The sequence below is a fragment of the Microbacterium neimengense genome (genome assembly GCF_054782995.1).
The window spans coordinates 345,438-361,692 of record NZ_BAAGRK010000003.1; the positions used below are offsets into that span (position 1 = coordinate 345,438).

At 62.7% G+C, this 16,255-nt stretch carries 15 protein-coding genes and 2 tRNA genes; 7 read left to right on the forward strand and 10 right to left on the reverse strand.

Annotated features, from left to right (window positions below; translation table 11 throughout):
- Positions 1 to 8: 8 nt before the first annotated feature.
- Positions 9 to 1,469: a hypothetical protein gene (locus tag ACYVJS_RS04270; protein ID WP_460738103.1), complete on the reverse strand. Its 1,461-nt coding sequence runs from the start codon at positions 1,467 to 1,469 to the stop codon at positions 9 to 11.
- 523 nt (positions 1,470 to 1,992) lie between these two features.
- On the opposite strand from ACYVJS_RS04270, the gene ACYVJS_RS04275 reads away from it, so the two are divergent.
- The 4 genes from ACYVJS_RS04275 to ACYVJS_RS04290 all read left to right on the forward strand — a co-directional run bounded on the left by ACYVJS_RS04275 (position 1,993) and on the right by ACYVJS_RS04290 (position 5,796).
- Positions 1,993 to 3,033, forward strand: a complete 1,041-nt coding sequence (locus tag ACYVJS_RS04275; RefSeq protein WP_460738105.1) for a Shedu immune nuclease family protein — start codon at positions 1,993 to 1,995, stop codon at positions 3,031 to 3,033.
- 119 nt (positions 3,034 to 3,152) lie between these two features.
- Positions 3,153 to 3,764, forward strand: coding sequence for a hypothetical protein (locus ACYVJS_RS04280; protein WP_460738107.1), 612 nt, complete (start codon positions 3,153 to 3,155; stop codon positions 3,762 to 3,764).
- Between the two features lie 151 nt (positions 3,765 to 3,915).
- A complete protein-coding gene (locus ACYVJS_RS04285) occupies positions 3,916 to 4,623 on the forward strand; it encodes a hypothetical protein (protein WP_460738109.1) in 708 nt (235 codons plus the stop codon).
- An 882-nt stretch (positions 4,624 to 5,505) separates the two neighbouring features.
- Positions 5,506 to 5,796, forward strand: coding sequence for a helix-turn-helix domain-containing protein (locus ACYVJS_RS04290; protein ID WP_460738111.1), 291 nt, complete (start codon positions 5,506 to 5,508; stop codon positions 5,794 to 5,796).
- Positions 5,797 to 6,493: 697 nt separating this feature from the next.
- On the opposite strand, the gene ACYVJS_RS04295 is transcribed toward ACYVJS_RS04290, so the two are convergent.
- On the reverse strand, positions 6,494 to 7,261 hold the full coding sequence (locus ACYVJS_RS04295) for a DUF4145 domain-containing protein (protein ID WP_460738113.1): 768 nt from the start codon (positions 7,259 to 7,261) through the stop codon (positions 6,494 to 6,496).
- Between the two features lie 359 nt (positions 7,262 to 7,620).
- Between ACYVJS_RS04295 and ACYVJS_RS04300 the strand changes: the two genes are divergently transcribed.
- On the forward strand, positions 7,621 to 10,467 hold the full coding sequence (locus tag ACYVJS_RS04300) for an HsdM family class I SAM-dependent methyltransferase (protein WP_460738115.1): 2,847 nt from the start codon (positions 7,621 to 7,623) through the stop codon (positions 10,465 to 10,467).
- Positions 10,460 to 11,131 carry a hypothetical protein gene (locus ACYVJS_RS04305; protein ID WP_460738117.1) on the forward strand — a complete coding sequence of 224 codons (672 nt, stop codon included), beginning with the start codon at positions 10,460 to 10,462 and terminating at the stop codon, positions 11,129 to 11,131. The genes ACYVJS_RS04300 and ACYVJS_RS04305 overlap by 8 nt, the downstream gene beginning before the upstream one ends.
- Here the strand turns inward: ACYVJS_RS04305 and ACYVJS_RS04310 are convergent.
- The 5 genes from ACYVJS_RS04310 to ACYVJS_RS04330 all read right to left on the reverse strand — a co-directional run bounded on the left by ACYVJS_RS04310 (position 11,128) and on the right by ACYVJS_RS04330 (position 13,197).
- The gene (locus ACYVJS_RS04310) at positions 11,128 to 11,286 is read right to left on the reverse strand and encodes a helix-turn-helix domain-containing protein (RefSeq protein ID WP_460738119.1); all 159 of its coding nucleotides are present in this window, start codon (positions 11,284 to 11,286) and stop codon (positions 11,128 to 11,130) included. The genes ACYVJS_RS04305 and ACYVJS_RS04310 overlap by 4 nt on opposite strands.
- 56 nt (positions 11,287 to 11,342) lie before the next feature.
- Positions 11,343 to 11,537, reverse strand: coding sequence for a YegP family protein (locus ACYVJS_RS04315; RefSeq protein WP_460738121.1), 195 nt, complete (start codon positions 11,535 to 11,537; stop codon positions 11,343 to 11,345).
- A gap of 141 nt (positions 11,538 to 11,678) precedes the next feature.
- Positions 11,679 to 12,260, reverse strand: a complete 582-nt coding sequence (locus tag ACYVJS_RS04320; RefSeq protein ID WP_460738123.1) for a hypothetical protein — start codon at positions 12,258 to 12,260, stop codon at positions 11,679 to 11,681.
- Positions 12,257 to 12,568: a PadR family transcriptional regulator gene (locus tag ACYVJS_RS04325; RefSeq protein ID WP_460738125.1), complete on the reverse strand. Its 312-nt coding sequence runs from the start codon at positions 12,566 to 12,568 to the stop codon at positions 12,257 to 12,259. Before ACYVJS_RS04325 ends, ACYVJS_RS04320 begins: the two co-directional genes overlap by 4 nt.
- Before the next feature lie 257 nt (positions 12,569 to 12,825).
- On the reverse strand, positions 12,826 to 13,197 hold the full coding sequence (locus ACYVJS_RS04330) for a septum formation family protein (RefSeq protein ID WP_460739859.1): 372 nt from the start codon (positions 13,195 to 13,197) through the stop codon (positions 12,826 to 12,828).
- Between ACYVJS_RS04330 and ACYVJS_RS04335 the strand changes: the two genes are divergently transcribed.
- A complete protein-coding gene (locus tag ACYVJS_RS04335; RefSeq protein WP_460739860.1) occupies positions 13,084 to 14,451 on the forward strand; it encodes a recombinase family protein in 1,368 nt (455 codons plus the stop codon). The two genes, ACYVJS_RS04330 and ACYVJS_RS04335, sit on opposite strands and share 114 nt — an antisense overlap.
- On the opposite strand, the gene ACYVJS_RS04340 is transcribed toward ACYVJS_RS04335, so the two are convergent.
- The 3 genes from ACYVJS_RS04340 to ACYVJS_RS04350 form a co-directional block, all read right to left on the reverse strand.
- Positions 14,408 to 14,484 (reverse strand) — tRNA-Met (locus ACYVJS_RS04340). The two genes, ACYVJS_RS04335 and ACYVJS_RS04340, sit on opposite strands and share 44 nt — an antisense overlap.
- A 34-nt stretch (positions 14,485 to 14,518) precedes the next feature.
- Positions 14,519 to 14,590 (reverse strand) — tRNA-Thr (locus ACYVJS_RS04345).
- 69 nt (positions 14,591 to 14,659) lie between these two features.
- Positions 14,660 to 15,997 carry a M23 family metallopeptidase gene (locus ACYVJS_RS04350; RefSeq protein ID WP_460738128.1) on the reverse strand — a complete coding sequence of 446 codons (1,338 nt, stop codon included), beginning with the start codon at positions 15,995 to 15,997 and terminating at the stop codon, positions 14,660 to 14,662.
- Between the last annotated feature and the right edge of the window lie 258 nt (positions 15,998 to 16,255).

A 16,255-nucleotide genomic window follows, 5' to 3' on the forward strand; every position in this document is an offset into this window, starting at 1 on the left:
TGATCGCTCTACGTCGCCTGCATCGAAGACATTCCATCTGGTCGGATTACGCGTCCGCCACGGGTGATCTTCGGGGCGTCGAGGTCCACGGTTGCACCGTCGCTGATTACCGCACCCGCGAGGTCTACACGGCCGGTGGCACCGATTGCCGTGCGCGCGAAATCAATGCGCCCACGGTCGCTGACTACCGCTCGCGACAGATCGATGATCCCGCCCCCGCCGATCGCTGCGTCGGCGAGGTCTACGTTTCCGTCGTTGCTGATCGCCAGCTTGTGCAGGAGCACTTGTCCGTCTTTGTCGATCGACGCGCTCGTGAGGTCTACGTTTCCCCCGTCGCCGATCGACAAGCCCTTAAGGTTTGCGATCCCTCTCTCTCGGATCTGTATTCCCCGAAGGACCACACTTCCAAGATCGGTGACTTTTGCATTCATGAGGTCCACCCGCCCGCGTCTGATTGACACGTCCCGGAGGTCGACGCTCCCGCGTTCGCTGACGACAGCAGCTCGGAGGTCGATACCCCCGTTCCCAACAATCACCGCCTCGGTGAGCTGCAGGCGTCCGGCCCCGCTGATCTGCGCGGCCGCGAGGTCCACACTTCCGTCGTGCCCGATCCAGATGCCGCGCAGGTCGAGCGCCCCGTCTGCTGTGATGAGTGGTCGCGGTAGTTCGACAGGGAAGTCGATGTGGGCGCGGGACAGGTTGAGTTGATGGTTCTGCCAGCTTGGCGACGCCCCTTGCTGCAGGTGGTTCCGGATGACGGCGTATCCGGCTTGCTTGACGGAAACCTCAACTGGGGTGGTGCGTTGGGTGAAGTAATAGTCTTCCGGGTCCGTGTAGTGAGCCTCCTCGGGGTCGAGGGGCGACAACATTTCTTTCGTGCGGGGGGCGCGAAGGTAGCCGGTGAGGACTTCAATGCACACCTGCACTTCATCGCGCTTGTCGAGTGCGTCCCAGTCGTCGGCCAGGGCTCCAAGGGCATAAAGCGCTGCCTGTCGGTTGACGGGGGCGGTGTCGCTGAGAAGCTGCACCGTCGTCACGAAGCGTTCCCGTAGAGATCTTTCGGTTTCGATGCGCCGCTGATCGACAACCTCTGAGAGCCGCGCCGCTTCACGTTTCTGGTCGTCGAACAATCGTTGACGGTCGCGCTCTGCTGCATCTAGTTCCTGTCGATGTCTAGAAAGGCTGAGCCCAACCGTGACAACAGCAATGACGCCGCCAAGCGCGAGAAGCACTAGGTTTCCCGCGGCGCCCAGAAGCTTTCCCTGTTCCTCCGGGCTGAGTCCTGGTACCCAATTGTTCAATAGCCCGGCGGGTACGTACAGGACGATGGGGATTGCCACGGCGACGTAGGCCGTGACACCAGCTGCGATGCGTCGCCCGTAGCTGACACGCTTTAACCAGGCCAGAAATCGCGCCACGGGTCCCGTCTTCGCGGGCTGCTCGTCGCCTGAGGGCTGCTTTGGTGTCACAGCTCGATTATGCGGGTTCGAGTTTGCCGGGTGAGAGCGTGGCCCTCGTCACTTATCGAACCAAACCCACGTGAGCCGCCCCACAGGACATGACCCGTCGACGACGTCTCTGGCACGCGCCCGATCCTGACCCGCGGCACTGACAGAACGAAGACGCACCGTCCTACAGCAGCTGGCCCAAGAGATTACGACTCATGTATTGCGAAACCGATCGGTTTCGCACCATCCCCGAGTCGACTTGGAGGCAGAACGGGGCTCGCCACCTTCGTTTTCGCATTTGGTCTCTCAGTGGTCCGCTTCGCACGCTCGCCTTGCGGTAGGAATGAGTGTGCCGAGGATCAACTGGGATGACGTACCTCTACCCAATGAGGTCACGTACGCCGAGGGAAGACTTACGACTCGCACGTACGTCTCGCGAAGTTTCATCACCCAGTTTGGGCGTGACGCGGGTTACCCGTCGCGCTATGTACACCGGGTCATCGACGAGGTGCAGTCAGACGACGGCGCCGGTTGGGATTGGACCATGCAGGTCATCAGCACCACGCCTGGGGGACGCAAGCAGATACAGCTCCACGTCGCCAGAGAATCCGGCGCCGTCCGAAAAATTAGGATCCAACGCGTGCCCACGTCCGGCGATCTGACTCGATTGGAAAATGTCCTCGAGCTTGACCGCGACCAATCGATGGCGCTGCTGGAAGCGCTTCGCGCCATCGACGCGATACCAATCGAAGGCGATCAGTCCGTGTACGTGGACGACCAATTGCTTCGTGACGTGTTCTCCGACCCCGGAGCAATCGCGCGCGTCTACGCTGACAATCCAGATCGGTTTCGATCTCTCATCGAATCTGACGCGACCGCGGAGGATGTCGTAGCGCTGCAACGTCGCCGAACCGTCGTCACGCAGATGCGCATGTGGATTGACTCTCCGGAACAGTTCGACGCGGCAACGGAAGACGCTGGCGGCCCTGAGCGAGCCTGGCAACGGCTCCTGGAAGAGAATCCCTGGGTCCTCGGGATAGGTCTCGGCGGTCAACTCCTCACGTCGTGGGACGAGGGAAAGCTGGAACAGACGGTTGTCGGCAGAAGCATCAAGGGCGTGGGGAAGCGCGTTGATGCGCTGCTGGCTTCCGCGGGGATCGTACGCAGCCTGGTCTTCGCGGAGATCAAGCATCACCGCACAGCGCTTCTCGCAGAGGAGTACCGCTCCGGCTGCTTCGCACCTTCCAAAGAGTTGGCGGGAGCAGTCGTACAAGTGCAGCAGACGACTCACCTCGCTGCCCGAGATCTTGGTGACTTTCTGCAAGATACGTCGGCTGAAGGAGAACTGCTCAGTTCTGGTGCATTCATACTTCGACCTCGATCGTTCGTCATCGTCGGCTCTCAGTCCGAGTTGACCGGAGCGACAGGAGGGCCGCTCCCGGACCGAGTGAGAAGCTTCGAACTGTTCCGACGCAACCTCCTCGAGCCCGAGGTGATTACCTTCGACGAACTCGTCGCTCGCGCCGAGTGGCATCTGGCGGAGGCAGAGGACACCATTGATCACACGGACGCAAGCATGGGATGAGCCACCCACCTGACCGTGGCACGGTCTCGCTGCTTGGGGTGCTCTGCCGTGAAGAGCGGCATGTACTGGGGGACGGAGAGAGAATGGTGCGGGCGTCTGGCTGGTGAGAACCTGAGCGGATGGAGCTAGACGAGCTGGCGCAACTCGACGTTGACGATCAATGGCTGATCCTTCTCGGTCGAATCGCGAAAGAGACGGTCTGGATGGAGACTCAACTACGGGGCCTCCACGCCCAGCTCAGACACGGCGATGCGACGCGCGAACATCTCTTCGCGACGCCCGACCGGTGGGGCGACCTTCATCGCGAGGCGAAGCAAATGGTCGAAAAGCTGAAGGTCGAGAAGGACGTCCGCGTCGCGATCCTCGATGCCGTGGCAGCCGCCCACGCCGCTAACAAGGGTCGCAACGAATACATGCACCGTGAGCTACTACGCCACGAACAGTGGGACACCGAAGAGCCCCCCGCGGAGAGGCAGGCCTCTGTCGCTCCCGGTGACCGACTTCGAATCAAGATCAGCAACCCCAACGGAATCCCGGCTCCCGAACCGGTCACCCTCGACGGAGCACACCAGCTCGTCAGCGACCTCATCGGCGCCGGTTGGCGTCTACGTTTCGCGCGCCTGCACCTCGCAGCTCGCGGCCACTGGAAAAGCGAACTGACCGCCCACGTGGTCGGCACCTGGGATGGAAACGCCGACCTCATCGGCGGCGATGACGATCCCAACGACTGACCACCGAGTCCACGCATTCTGCGTGACTCCACAAGTAGCCGTTCGAAGATCGATCTAGTGTGACCGCATGACGAGTTCTACGGCTGGGAGTCCTCAGGGTGCTCGACCATCGCGCGGCAAGCCCTCCGCTTCCGGAACGAGACGGGGCCACATGGTGACCGGCAGTTACATTCGCGCCTGGGCCGACGAAAAGAACGTCCTAGACGTCGCAGACGTCCAAAACGGGCGGGGGTACAAGTCTTCGTACAAGAACGCCTCGATCGTCAGCTACGTTTACGACCCCGCTGTCATGGCGGTGGACTTAGAGAACCGGTACGCAGAGATCGAAGACCGGGGCATGTCGGCGATCGCCAAGCTCCGCGCGGAACAGGGGCTCGACCAGAAAGAAGCAGAGGCGGCAATCGCCTTCCTCGACATGCACCTGCATCGCGGCCGATACGCCGACCGCGCCGGCGTTCGAGTACCCGCAGTGATGCTGATGAAGGACGGCACCACCCAAGAGAAGGACCTCCTGCTAGGAGACATGCTGGTCCTTACCCACGAGCACTCAGACACGCTCCGACTGACGTCTCGCGGGCTAGAGAGATGGACGTGGCAGATTTACACAACCGACGTCCTTTTCACGGGCGATGGGGCGGTCCTACTGTGGCGACCGGACGCCCAGCATGATTTCTCCACGGTCACTTTTCCCATCTCGCCCACGCAACTGCTAGTGATCGGCGACGACATCCCGAGTGACCTCAACGTCAACCGCTTCATAGTGAGCAACTGTCGCCGCTGGGTAGTTGGGCAGCGTAGCACCCTCCCACTCGAACGGATAAATCAGATCAAGGCGCAGCAGGAGTCACCGAGCGCGTAAGCCTCGGCCCGGGGCCTATCAATTGGGCAGCTCGTTCCCGCCCAAGCCGCGTCCGACCCCACCGCGCCCCCACGCCTCGTATCGGCCCTGCGCGCAGCCTCCACTCCGGACCCCACTCCCTCCCAGTGACCACATGGTGCGAAACCGGTCGGTTTCGCACCACTGAAACGATGTAAGCGTGGACTCTGACGTCAGCGCGCAGGACCTTCTAACCTCCGGCCGCGCTTATACGACCCGGTCTAGCCAAGCGGCCGCCGACGCCTGATGTCAGGCAACTCGCCGCATCGCGCGCGGCATGGGGCGCCCCTACCGGACGTGGGGTACTCCATCGGGCCGGTTTGGTACGTCAACGCCGTCATCGAGGACTGGCCCGCGACCGGCGCGGAGCGACGCGCACTCCGCGAGTGGGAGATGCGGAACAGCAAACAAGACGACGCAGGCGACGGCGCACCCCAAGTGACAGGGGGGCGCACCCCAAGTGACAGGGGATGGGAGGACATGAAACATGGCGAGGGATGACGCGCGCTCCTTCTTGCTCGACATGCTCGATCGGCGGCCCTGGAAGACGGGCGGAAGGTTGGACTGGCGTTGGAGCACCGTGTGAATGCGGATACCTTCGCGAGAATCGAGGACTGGTACCTGTCCTTCGACTCGGCGAGGGCAGCAGGCGGGTCGACCGAATTTTTCGAGTAAGGCGGTTAGCCCCTCCGAGAAGTAGAACTTATCGACCTCTATTCAAAAAACTCGGACGGTACGACCCTCACGCCGGACCAACAGAGGACTTGGGTAAATACGGCCAGGTCCGAGGCGCCTTCCACTTCCCCAGCGTCGCGTCGACCTCACCCACTCCAGCGACGCATCGGCGCAGACGCTCGCGCGGCGATGATCCGCAGGTACGGCGATGGGGAGACTGCGAAGACCCTCGCCGAGGAGTTTGGTATCGCGCGGAACTCGGTCCTGAACATCCTTCGTGAGCACAATGTCGTCGTGAGGAACCAGTCGCCCAGCGTGGAACAGCGTGATCGGTTGATCAAGGAGTATGAAGCTGGGGCCAGCATCGCAGCGCTGGTCGCGACGCATGGACACTCATACGGTGCAATCCGCCAGGCTCTCAAAGACGCGGGTGTGACGATGCGAGCGAGAGGCGGCAGCTACCGCGAGGTCGGTCGTTGAGTGTCACCCTCAGACATGCACGATCACTCAGCGTCCCGCCCCCCTCGCCTCGCGGCAGGGCCCGAGGGCCCCGGAGGTCCTGACGCTCCACTCCACCAAAGGGCTGGCTTGCGCTCGCCGAAGACCGGACTCGCGGGTGTGGCGATGGGCAGGGCTGTCGAAATGCCTTGCACGGAGAGACCTACGGTACTGTCCGCGTCTCGTCCGACCTGCGCTCGTCATCCCTCGGCTCGACTGACCGCGGTTCCGTCGATCCATCAAACAAGGCCGGCGGTATGACCGCCACATCCCCACCGATGACGGCAACCCAGTCATGTAGCTTTAGGTTCATCTCCCAGCCGCTGCCGTAGAACCGTAGGGTTCTCAAGGCCGCCGAGTGCTCGGAGATGGCTCGAGGTCGATACTTCCTTACGAGGTCGGCGACTGCGGGAACACTGTCATCTCCCGTGTACTGTGCCGACTCAGAAGGCCGCTCTGCGAAGTACGGGCGCACACAACTCCTCACTGCAAGGTGGACTCGGAAACTGGTTGTTAGTGCCGGATCATCATCCTCGCTCGACGCTCACTCACCCCTCCGCCGAGTGATTCAAAGCCGATGCGCTCGGAGTACCGGTGCCGGTGCCCGTGACACGGGACATCGTGCACCGGAGCCCGATTACGCGCGGGACGGGACGCGATAGTGACAGACGTGGTGCTCTCACCGGGCTCGTGGCAGTCCGCGGCGGCGATTAATCTCCTTGGCCGTTGCGATCAGCTCGGCTTCACTAGTGTCATAGAGACGCCGCAATGCTAGTTCGAGGAACTTCGCTCCCGCAATAACATCCATGAAGGCGAGACCACTCTCGTGGGTACCAGCGTTGCCAATCCACTTCACGGCCTCGAGCGTGTGGACAACGTCGGGCTGCGAACCGGCGAAGAGGTCCAAGCGCTCCTGCGTTGAAAGCCTCCTGCGTTTCCTCCTGTTCGTCAGTACTGTGCGCTTCACGCCACGCGCGGTCAGAAGTTCCTCCACGGCCAGCCTGAGTTGGGTGGCGGCAAGATCCGGACTCGTCCAAAGCACTGATGACGAGATCGCAATCGCTGAGGCGACCTTCGACGGCGTGCGCGCGGGGGTGAGCAGTAGCTGAGGCGCGGGGCTGATGTGCCGAAGAATGAAGAAATCGACGAGGCGCTCGCGCTCCTCCTCTTCATCGAACCCCCAACTGAGAACCCAGTCGCCCGCAATCGCCACGTCTCTCGCGCAACCACGGTTGTCGCAGCGGAGCAGGCCTGTGAATGTGCCAGCGAGTTCGTCAGGCCCGTCGAGTTGCCGCCTCACGAGTTCGATGTGAGCACGGGACTTGACGTCCGGGTACTTTACGGTCGATACGAGAGCAAGCGTGCCCTCCAAGCACTCCGGGCAAAGCACCCTTGGCCACGTTTCCGCATCTAGCCATCCGTTCAGTGATTCAAGGGGCTTTGCCATGCGTTGACGCTACTGCGTGCGGGTCCGTGTCACCATCCTTGAGGTGGGAGCCTGCACGGCTGCGTTAACTCTCGGAGCGGATGCCGAGTGACGGCTGCATGCGTTGACGCGCGTGCGGACACAACCGAGCAACAGCTCGGCGACCCTCTTGCGCCGCGAGGCTGATACAGACCAGCTGACGGCCGTCGCGGGCCGAACGCACTGATATGAATGGTCGTGGCGAAGTTCGTGCCGTGGATGAGAGCCGACTATCGCTTCCAGCAGCATCCGAAACGCTGAACGGACTCTGCCGAACAAGGCCCAGTCTGAGATCAGACGTATTCTGAGCTCGAACCCGCACGAGACTACGGAAGCACAGAATGGCAAGCCACACAGTACTGGACGAGCTCGTCGACGAACTTGGGTATCGAGACGGGCGTGGGTACGTCTCCGGCCCAGTTGGTGGCGGGCCGCGGGAGCCCATCTGGACGGACCTCAGCGGCAAGTGCGGGGTCACAGCGGCATATTTCCGGGGCGCGGTTCCCGTAGTTGCCTTCGTGGCCACGGACACGCGCGATCAAGCTCATGAAGTGCAGGGCCGACTCTGGAACTATGGGCGAGTTCCTATCCTCATCGCAGCCACCCCTGACGAGGTCCTCGCCTTCACGTGCAACGTTGCGCAGACAGCCACGAACCCTGACGCAGCCCTCCTGGCCAGGGCAGGCGTGGGAACCACGGCCCAAGTGCTGGAGGACTTCACGAGGTTCAGCGTCGAGTCTGGGAGGCTGACCGCGAACCGACGTCTGGGCAATGACCGGGTGGACCAGTCGCTTCTACGCAACCTTAGGTTCCTGCGGAAGAGTCTCCTCTCCGCCGGCGTGCGACCGAACGAGATCGAGCCGCTTCTCGGACGGTCGATCTTTGTCCGATACCTGGAGGACCGGCAGATTCTCGGGCCGCGAGAGCTTCGCGAATTAGGTCAGCCCGACTCGTTCGCGCGCGCTCTGGCGGGCGGTTGGGACAAGGTCTCCTCCTTCTTCGCGGCCATGTCCGACCACTTCAGCGGTGACGTCTTCCGTACTGATGCGCTAAGCCGCCCGCTACCGGCGGCGGCGTTAAACGTTCTAGCCCAGTTCTTCCAGGGGAGCAGCCTCGATACGGGGCAGACGTCGCTCTGGGGTTACGACTTTTCGATTATCCCGGCTGAGTTTCTCAGCTCGATCTATGAACAGCTCCTCGTGGACCAGCAGAAACATGACGCGGCCTACTACACACCCCGGAAGGTGGTCGATCTGGTTCTCGACGAGCTGCTCCCGGCCCGGCTAGGACACGAGACGCCCCCAACCATCCTCGACCCAGCCTGCGGATCAGGGATCTTCCTCACCGAAGCGTTCCGCCGGCTTGTGCGTCAGCGCACAGACCATACCCACGTGCCGCCCAGCTACGAGGAACTCAGCGAACTCCTCAAGAGTTCGATCTTCGGAATCGACCGGAACGCGGACGCCATCGGAGTCACCGCGTTCGGGCTCTACCTGGCCCTGCTCGAGCATGTCGACCCTCGAACAATCTGGCGCACTGTACGTCTTCCACAGCTAGTCGACCGTAACCTAATCGTTTCGGACTTCTTCGAGAAGAATCCGTTGTCCACCCGGCGATTCGATGTCATCGCAGGCAACCCTCCGTGGCAGAGCGCACTCACGCCGGCTGCAGATCGCTACCTCCTCGATCAGACATATGAGGTCCCCGATAAGCAGATCGCAGCCGCATTCATCTGGAAAACCGCCGAGATGCTTGCGCCTGGCGGGTTGGCGGGACTTGTGCTGCCCTCGAAGACGCTTCTACACAACCAAAGCGCCACCGCAAATCGCTTTAGGTTGGAGTTTTTTACCAGCCTCGATGTGCACACGGTCATCGACCTCTCGCCTTTAAGGCGAACACTATTCGGCGCCTCCAGCCCCGCAGTGGTCACCATCTACGGGCCCCAAACGGCGGAGCCGCGGCCCCAGTTGCTTCATGTCTCACCTCGCCGCACACCGATCTCTGAGATTGTCGACGGCATCGTTATCCCGCAGCAGAACATCCAGCGGGTCTCGCGGGCGAAGGCGTGTTCGGACTCTTCGATTTGGAAGACGTTGCTGTGGGGGGGAGCGCAGGACGTTGCGCTTGTTTCCTATCTTCGCGAGGGTTTTCATACGCTCTGGGACCTTGTGAAGCAGCGTAAGTGGGCGAACGGTGCCGGGTATCAGATCCGTGGAGGTAGGGAGGTTTCTGCGGAACACCTGCACGATCTGCCAGTGTTGAGGACGGGCGATCTTCGCGCGATGCGACGTCCAACCACGTTCCAACCTCCGGTCACTAACACCGTCATGCATAGTCCGCGCAGCAGGCAGATCTATCTCGCGCCGCACGTGCTCATGCGCAAGGGCTTCGCCAAGACTCCCGTCTCCTCCTTTGTCCCCGATGACGTGAGCTTCGCCGACGGCCTCGCTGCCATAGCAGGCCCAAGCGAGGACACCAGCCTCCTTGCGGCGGTCGCGGCCATTCTGGACTCGTCCGTGGCGAAGTACTGGTACTTCATGACGTCCAGCTCATGGGGCGTCGAACGCGAACAGCTCCACCTAAAGGAGTGGCTCGGTCTTCCTTTGCCTGAGTTGGATCACAGCACGGTGTCCAGGCTGGCCGAGATCACGCGAAGGGCTTCAGAAGGCGCGGCGGAAGAAGAATGGAGAGCGGAGCGGGACCGCACAGTTGAGGAAGCGTACGGACTCAACGCAGAGGAGCGACAACTTCTCTCCGATGCGCTTCATGTTCGATTGTTGGAGCTTCAAGGCGGGCCGACCTCGACTGCTTACCAGCCGCCCAACCACAGGGAGTTTGCTGAGTACGCATCAGCTCTCAAGATGCACATGGACCGGTTCGCCATGGGCAATTGGTGCGTCCAGCTCGCCGAGCGTCGCCAAGACTTCGCTCGGGTAACGTGCACCCACGAGCAAGGACAACCAGGGTCTGCTTCCTACACGGTCGAGCGCCTTGTTCAAGATGACAGCGCAGTACTCAACGAGGCGTTGTCCTCTGCCACGATCGTCGAGCCGCATGCGGTGATCCTCGACGACGAGGTGGTTCATCTGGTGAAGCCGAACCGACGTACGGTCTGGACTGCTAGTACCGCAGCACTCGATGCGGCGGACATCTTCAGCGCCCTCCTCACCCCCCACGAAGATGCTTGAGCAGGCGTTTGACCGGGTCGTCGGTCATATTTCCGTTGGCATCTCTGCGCTGGCGGCACGAAGACTGCCCACGCTGGTGAACGACATGTTCGCTGAGGCTTTGTCGAGGTGGGCGTTTAACAATTGGGCGACATTCGATCACCTGGAGGCGAATTGCACTGGACAGTTGTACCGGTGGCTCCATGAAGCACGGCGCTCGGACGCGCGCTTTCGCGTCCTCGAGGTGGGGATCGAGAATGTCACGCTGACGCCGGCGATGTGGGATGGCACAGAGTCGGTGACCACCGCGGTTCGCCCAGACCTACGTATCCGTGTAGGTGACCGAGAGCTCATAATCGAAGCCAAGCGGCTGTCTTGCTCCGGCAATCTCGCTAGGGAATACGTTTACAACGGCATGTCTCGCTTCGTCAGTGCTCGGTACGCTGCCAGGGAGGGGCAAGGGATGATGGTCGGTTACATCCAAGAGCGACTGGACGTCAGCACGCTGCGAGATCGGGTTAACGGATACGTGCACTCACACCCGGACATGGGTGCAGAGCACAAGCTGCTCGATGAGGCCGCCACTCCGACTGGGACGTGGCTCAACTCTTCGCATCAACGCGCTGTCGCCAGCCCCATCGATCTTCGGCACGTCTGGGTCAACCTCGTAGCCAGCACGAGCTAACTCGAATGTCTCCGCCCGGGCGAGCGGAGCGCGACTTCAGGACCAACGAGCGCCTCACGGCCCCCACCATAGCTCGCACCTAACTTCGCGGCGATGGTGTCGATGGTCTCACCGTCCTCATACAGCCTCACCGCGTTCTTCCGTTGGCTAGGCATTCGGTGTGTGGAGAACGAAGTGCCCCCCGGATGCGCCGCGCACCCCGCGTTGGAGGTCAGGACTGGGAGGCCACATCAATGGTCGTCGCACCCGGCGCCCACCGCTTCACGGAGGTAATACCCTCAAGGGCCTTCTGTTTTGTGGTGTACCGCTCCGACGTGGCGATCACTTCATCGTTCGGAGCCTCGAGGTTGAAGTAAAACTGGCCGTCACTTGATTTCATGACGATGAACCATCCGTGGTTTGCCATTCGATCCCCCTTGATCCGTGTGAGATCACTATCGATGCTACGTGGCGCTGGCGTCAATGATCTGCTGCAGCCCCCAGCATGGTCGGAGGCACACGAAATCCTAGGATGTGACGCTGTCGGATAGATATCCGCACACGACTGTTACGGGGGCGGACGATGGGAGCGAAGCCATGCGTCGATCTCATCGAGTTCAGTCTGCGTGGTCGCGAATCCAAGGGCGTGAACCGGAACCTTCACCTTCGCGCCGGCGCGAAGATCTGTACGCTCATCCGGGTCGAGTACGACGCCGTAGATCCGCGTGCGGGTCACCTTCTCGACCGAGATCTTGAACCACTGTTGAGTCCCGTACTGGTACTTTATGAACGCGATCTGCCCCGCGCTCACGTGGTTCCACGGATCGTCTTCGCCGCCGGCTCCTCTTAGTTCCCACCGTTGCGTCTCCAGCCTTTGGTCAGGCAACCTGCGAACGAAGCGAAAGCGAAGAGACATGCGAGCGGGCACGGCCTCGATGAAGATTCGCCCCACCTGTTCACCAACCCATACCGGGCGCTCCCACCGCGGCACGCTGTACACCTCTGCGGCCATCTCGGGCCTGCGAGGGTCGTCCTTCGGGAAGGCTAGCGACATCAACTTTGCGGCCAGGACCGGCATCACGCCGAAGACCACCAGGCCGATGATCACACCAACGAGCAAGGCCCCCGGAGCTGTCAAGTAGTCCTTCATGCGAAGCCCAGTCGTCGAGACGGGGCGCTCACAGGAGGCGACGGTTCAGTTGCAGCGATGGCACCCAGCTCAATCGCTCCGAGCTCGGTCAATCGGTAGTATCGGCGCGCGGGGCGCTTGGCAATGCGAGGGTCGATATGTTCCCATCCATCGGTCAGCCACCCTTCGTTGAGTAGCCGCTGCAGCAGCGGATACAAGACCCCTGAACGAAGGCCAGCGTCACGGCTCAGTTGGAACCCGTAGTGCTCAGACGAGGGAGACCTCATGAGCGCGACCGCCAGCGCTACGAGTGAGTCAGTACGCCGCATGCGCCAACTCTACATAGGGGTGGTGCTTCGAGACAACGGATCGCGTTGCACTTACTAACGCAAGCAACCTCAGCTCCATTGTTAAGTGGCCCGTTCTACATGCCGAGGTGCCGAGAGAACTCTGACGGATCGAGATGGAGGCGCCTCTCCGCATCCATGGGCTCATCCCGGTCGCCTTGACTCGACCGATCACCACCCTCAGCGGCTAGCTTCGTATGCCTCGACAACCTGCTGGGCGATCGCTGGCGGGAAGCATCTCATCGCCTGCTGCCCGCCAGGGATCCTGAGACTTGACCGGCCGGGTCGCTGATGAAGCAGTAGGCTCGGTGATTCGCGTCCTGCGATGCCCCACCGCTCGGTGCTTCGTAGGAGTACGCAAGTGTTGAGCTCGAGTGCGAGATCCCGACGAAGGTTTCGAAGGACGTACGACAAGTGTCGTCGACGACGGGTGTTACGGCCTCGTCGCCGGGGTAGTCCTCCGCGGGAAAGTCCCAGACCTTGTAGATCTCGTAGTCGTGAGGCTGGGAGCAGTCGACCCGCGGCGCCCTGCTAAGGGGTATAGATCCGGACGGGGAGTTCAGGCAGGCCCCCACCACGTTCGAGGTCGCGTTCCCCGCGCCGCCACCCATAATGAGCCCGGCGGCGACGATCGAGATCACTACAACGATCAGGCTGATCCCTGTGAGTATGGCACCGACAATGATGCCCGCGGTCGCGGGCCCATTCTTGTAGCCCGCGCGTTTGGACTGATTGCGGGCATCATCTGGGCCTTCCACGAGTACGCGACCGGCGAGTACTCCGTCGCACAGCTGGCTGCTGCGCTAGAGGAGCAGGGCCTGGTCACCCGACCGTCGCGCACCTACCGTTCACGACCGCTCTCTACGAGCGCGCTCGGAGTCATCCTCGGCGATCCTTACTACACCGGCGTCATCCGCTACAAGGGCAAGCTCTACCCGGGGCGGCACCAGCCCCTCATCTCGAAAGAGCTGTATCTCGAGGTCAAAGCGATCCTCGCCAGCCGCAACCGCACCGGCGACCGGGACCGTGTGCATTTCCACTACCTCAAGGGAATGATCTACTGCACCCGCTGTCATGCGCAAGGCCGAGAGAGCCGTCTGGTCTACAGCCAGAGCACCGGCAACGGCGGCACCTACGAGTACTTCACTTGCTCCGCCAAGCTCAAAGGCCAATGCGACATGCAAGGTATCCGTGCTGAAGAACTCGAAGACGCCGTCGCCACGCAGGTCGCCCTCGAAGGAGTTCCTCCCACGACGCTCGACTGGATCAACGCGGGCATCAGCGCCGCGATGGACGACCTCCAAACGATCGACCGGCAAGCGAAAGAAGCGCTTACCCGACAACTGACCAAGCTCACTCAACAAGAAGCACGCCTCGTCGACGCCCTCGCGGACGGCGACCTCCCCGTCCCCCGGCTCCGCGAAAAGCTGCAACAACTCATGCTTCAAAAGGGAGTCGTCGAAGAACGGCTGATCCGGAGCGACCAGAGCCTCCGCGTCGGCGCAGAACGCGTGCGCGCTGCGATCGACCTGCTCCGTGATCCCGGAGCGATCTACAGGGGACTGCCCGACCCCGCCCGCCGAGAACTGCTACACGCCCTCTTCAGCCGGATGTACGCCGAGATCACCGAGACCGACGTGTCGCTGCAAGGCGAGCGCACGGCCGGCAACGAGGCCATCCAACGCCTCGCGCGCCACGCCAGCGAGCCTGGGGCGCTCAGTGAGCCGTCAATCAAAAAGATCCCCGGCGTATCCGCCGAGGATTTCGATAAGGGAGACCATGGCCGTTATTTTCAGGTCAATGGTTCTAATAAGACCAACTTGGTAGCAGGAGCGGGGCTTGAACCCGCGACCTCACGATTATGAGTCGTGCGCTCTCACCAACTGAGCTACCCTGCCGCGACGTTCCGGCGGCGGACCACCGGATGCTGCGAGCCCCGAGTCAGGATTGAACTGACGACCCCTTCCTTACCATGGAAGTGCTCTGCCACTGAGCTATCGGGGCGCTGCCCGGAGCAATCCGGGCAACCAGAAAAGAATATCAGAGCCGAGGGCCCCGACGAAACACGGCCGGTCAGCCGCCGGCGTGCTGCCGCAGCCACGGCAGCGGGTCGATCGCCGTCGTGCCATTGTCGAGCACCTCGAAGTGCAGGTGGGCGCCGAACGAGTGCCCGGTGTCGCCCACACGACCGATGAACTGGCCGACCTTCACGGTGTCGCCGGTCTTCACCTGCAACGAGCCGTACTGCATGTGGCCGTAGCGGGTGGAGACGAGCTTGCCGTCGATGACGTGATCGATGATGATCATCACGCCGTAGCCGCCGCCGCTCTCCGTCGCGGTGCGCACGACGCCGTCGGCCACAGCCTGGATCTCGGCGCCCTCGCCCGGTGTGAAGTCCAGGCCCTCGTGCATCGTGCCGTCGCGCATCCCGAAGCCGTAGCTGATGGAGACGCCCACCTTGAACGGCCACTGGATCGGGCTGTTCGCGTTATTTGTGAAGAAGTTCGAGTAGTGCGTGATGCCCGACTCAGCGGCGAGCTCCGCGGTCGATGCCGTGGAGTAGTCGCTGCGATCCAGGGCGCTGACCTGCGCGTCCGCCGGAGCGACGTAGGCCTGAATCTCGTCGCTCGACAGCGCGCTGGAGGTGCCGGCTTTCGCACCGGTCGCGATCGACACGGATGCGGCGGCGGAGTTGCCCGCACCCGAGACCGCCTCTGCGGGCGTCGTCATGCCGATCGCCAGGAGTCCGACGATTCCCATCGCACCGACCGTGGCGGATGCGGCGGTCGCACGCTTGAACGCCGCGCCGCTGAACCGGCGACGCTTTACGGGAGCCGGCTCGGCGAGGTCCTGCGCCGCCACGGGCTCCTCGTCGATCGCGGCCGCGGCGACCTGGATCGGCGTCTCACCCGTGAAGGAGAACAACCGCGCAGCGGCCTCGAACTCGTCGGCGATCGCGTGCGCTTCGGCCTCGTCGGCGAGAACCGCGTCGGCGAACACACGCGCCTCGTCGTCGAGATCTACCGCGACATCCCCGACGGGGAGCTCGGCAGGACTGGCCTCGATCTCCGAAACGACCGACACGGTGTCCACGACGGGCAGAGCGACCGGCTCGTCGTCGATGGCGTCCAGGGCGACGTCGATCGGCGTCGCTGCGGCGGCGGAGGTCTGGGCGAGCGAACGCGCGCGGCGACGGGTCAGCGGCGCCTCGGCGACGGACGCCTCAGGCTCCGATACCGACAGCGTCACCTCGGCGGCAGCGACCGGTGCCGCGGGCACGGACAGCGTGACATCGGCGGCCGCGACGGGCTCCGGCACCACCTCGAGCACAAGTTCGGGCTCGGCGGCGGGTGCCGAACTGGCGACGTCGGTCTCGACGCGCTGCGCCGACCAGACCGGCGCGGGGCGCACCGCCGCCTGGCGCGCGCGAAGCTGTGCGCGAGTGCGCGGAGCGACCGCATCCGAGGTCCCCGAAGAAGCCGCCTCAGCAGTGCGGTTCCGGCCGGAGCGTCGCGTGGGAGCGGTCTCCGCCTGGGGATCTAGGGGGGTCAAAACGTAGTCAGCCTCGGTCTCGGTCGCACGGGCAGCGACAGGGAAAACGGAAGGAGGTGCTCATCCTCGTTCGGGCGACGAAGATAACGAATAGGTAAACACTACAACCCGGAGCCT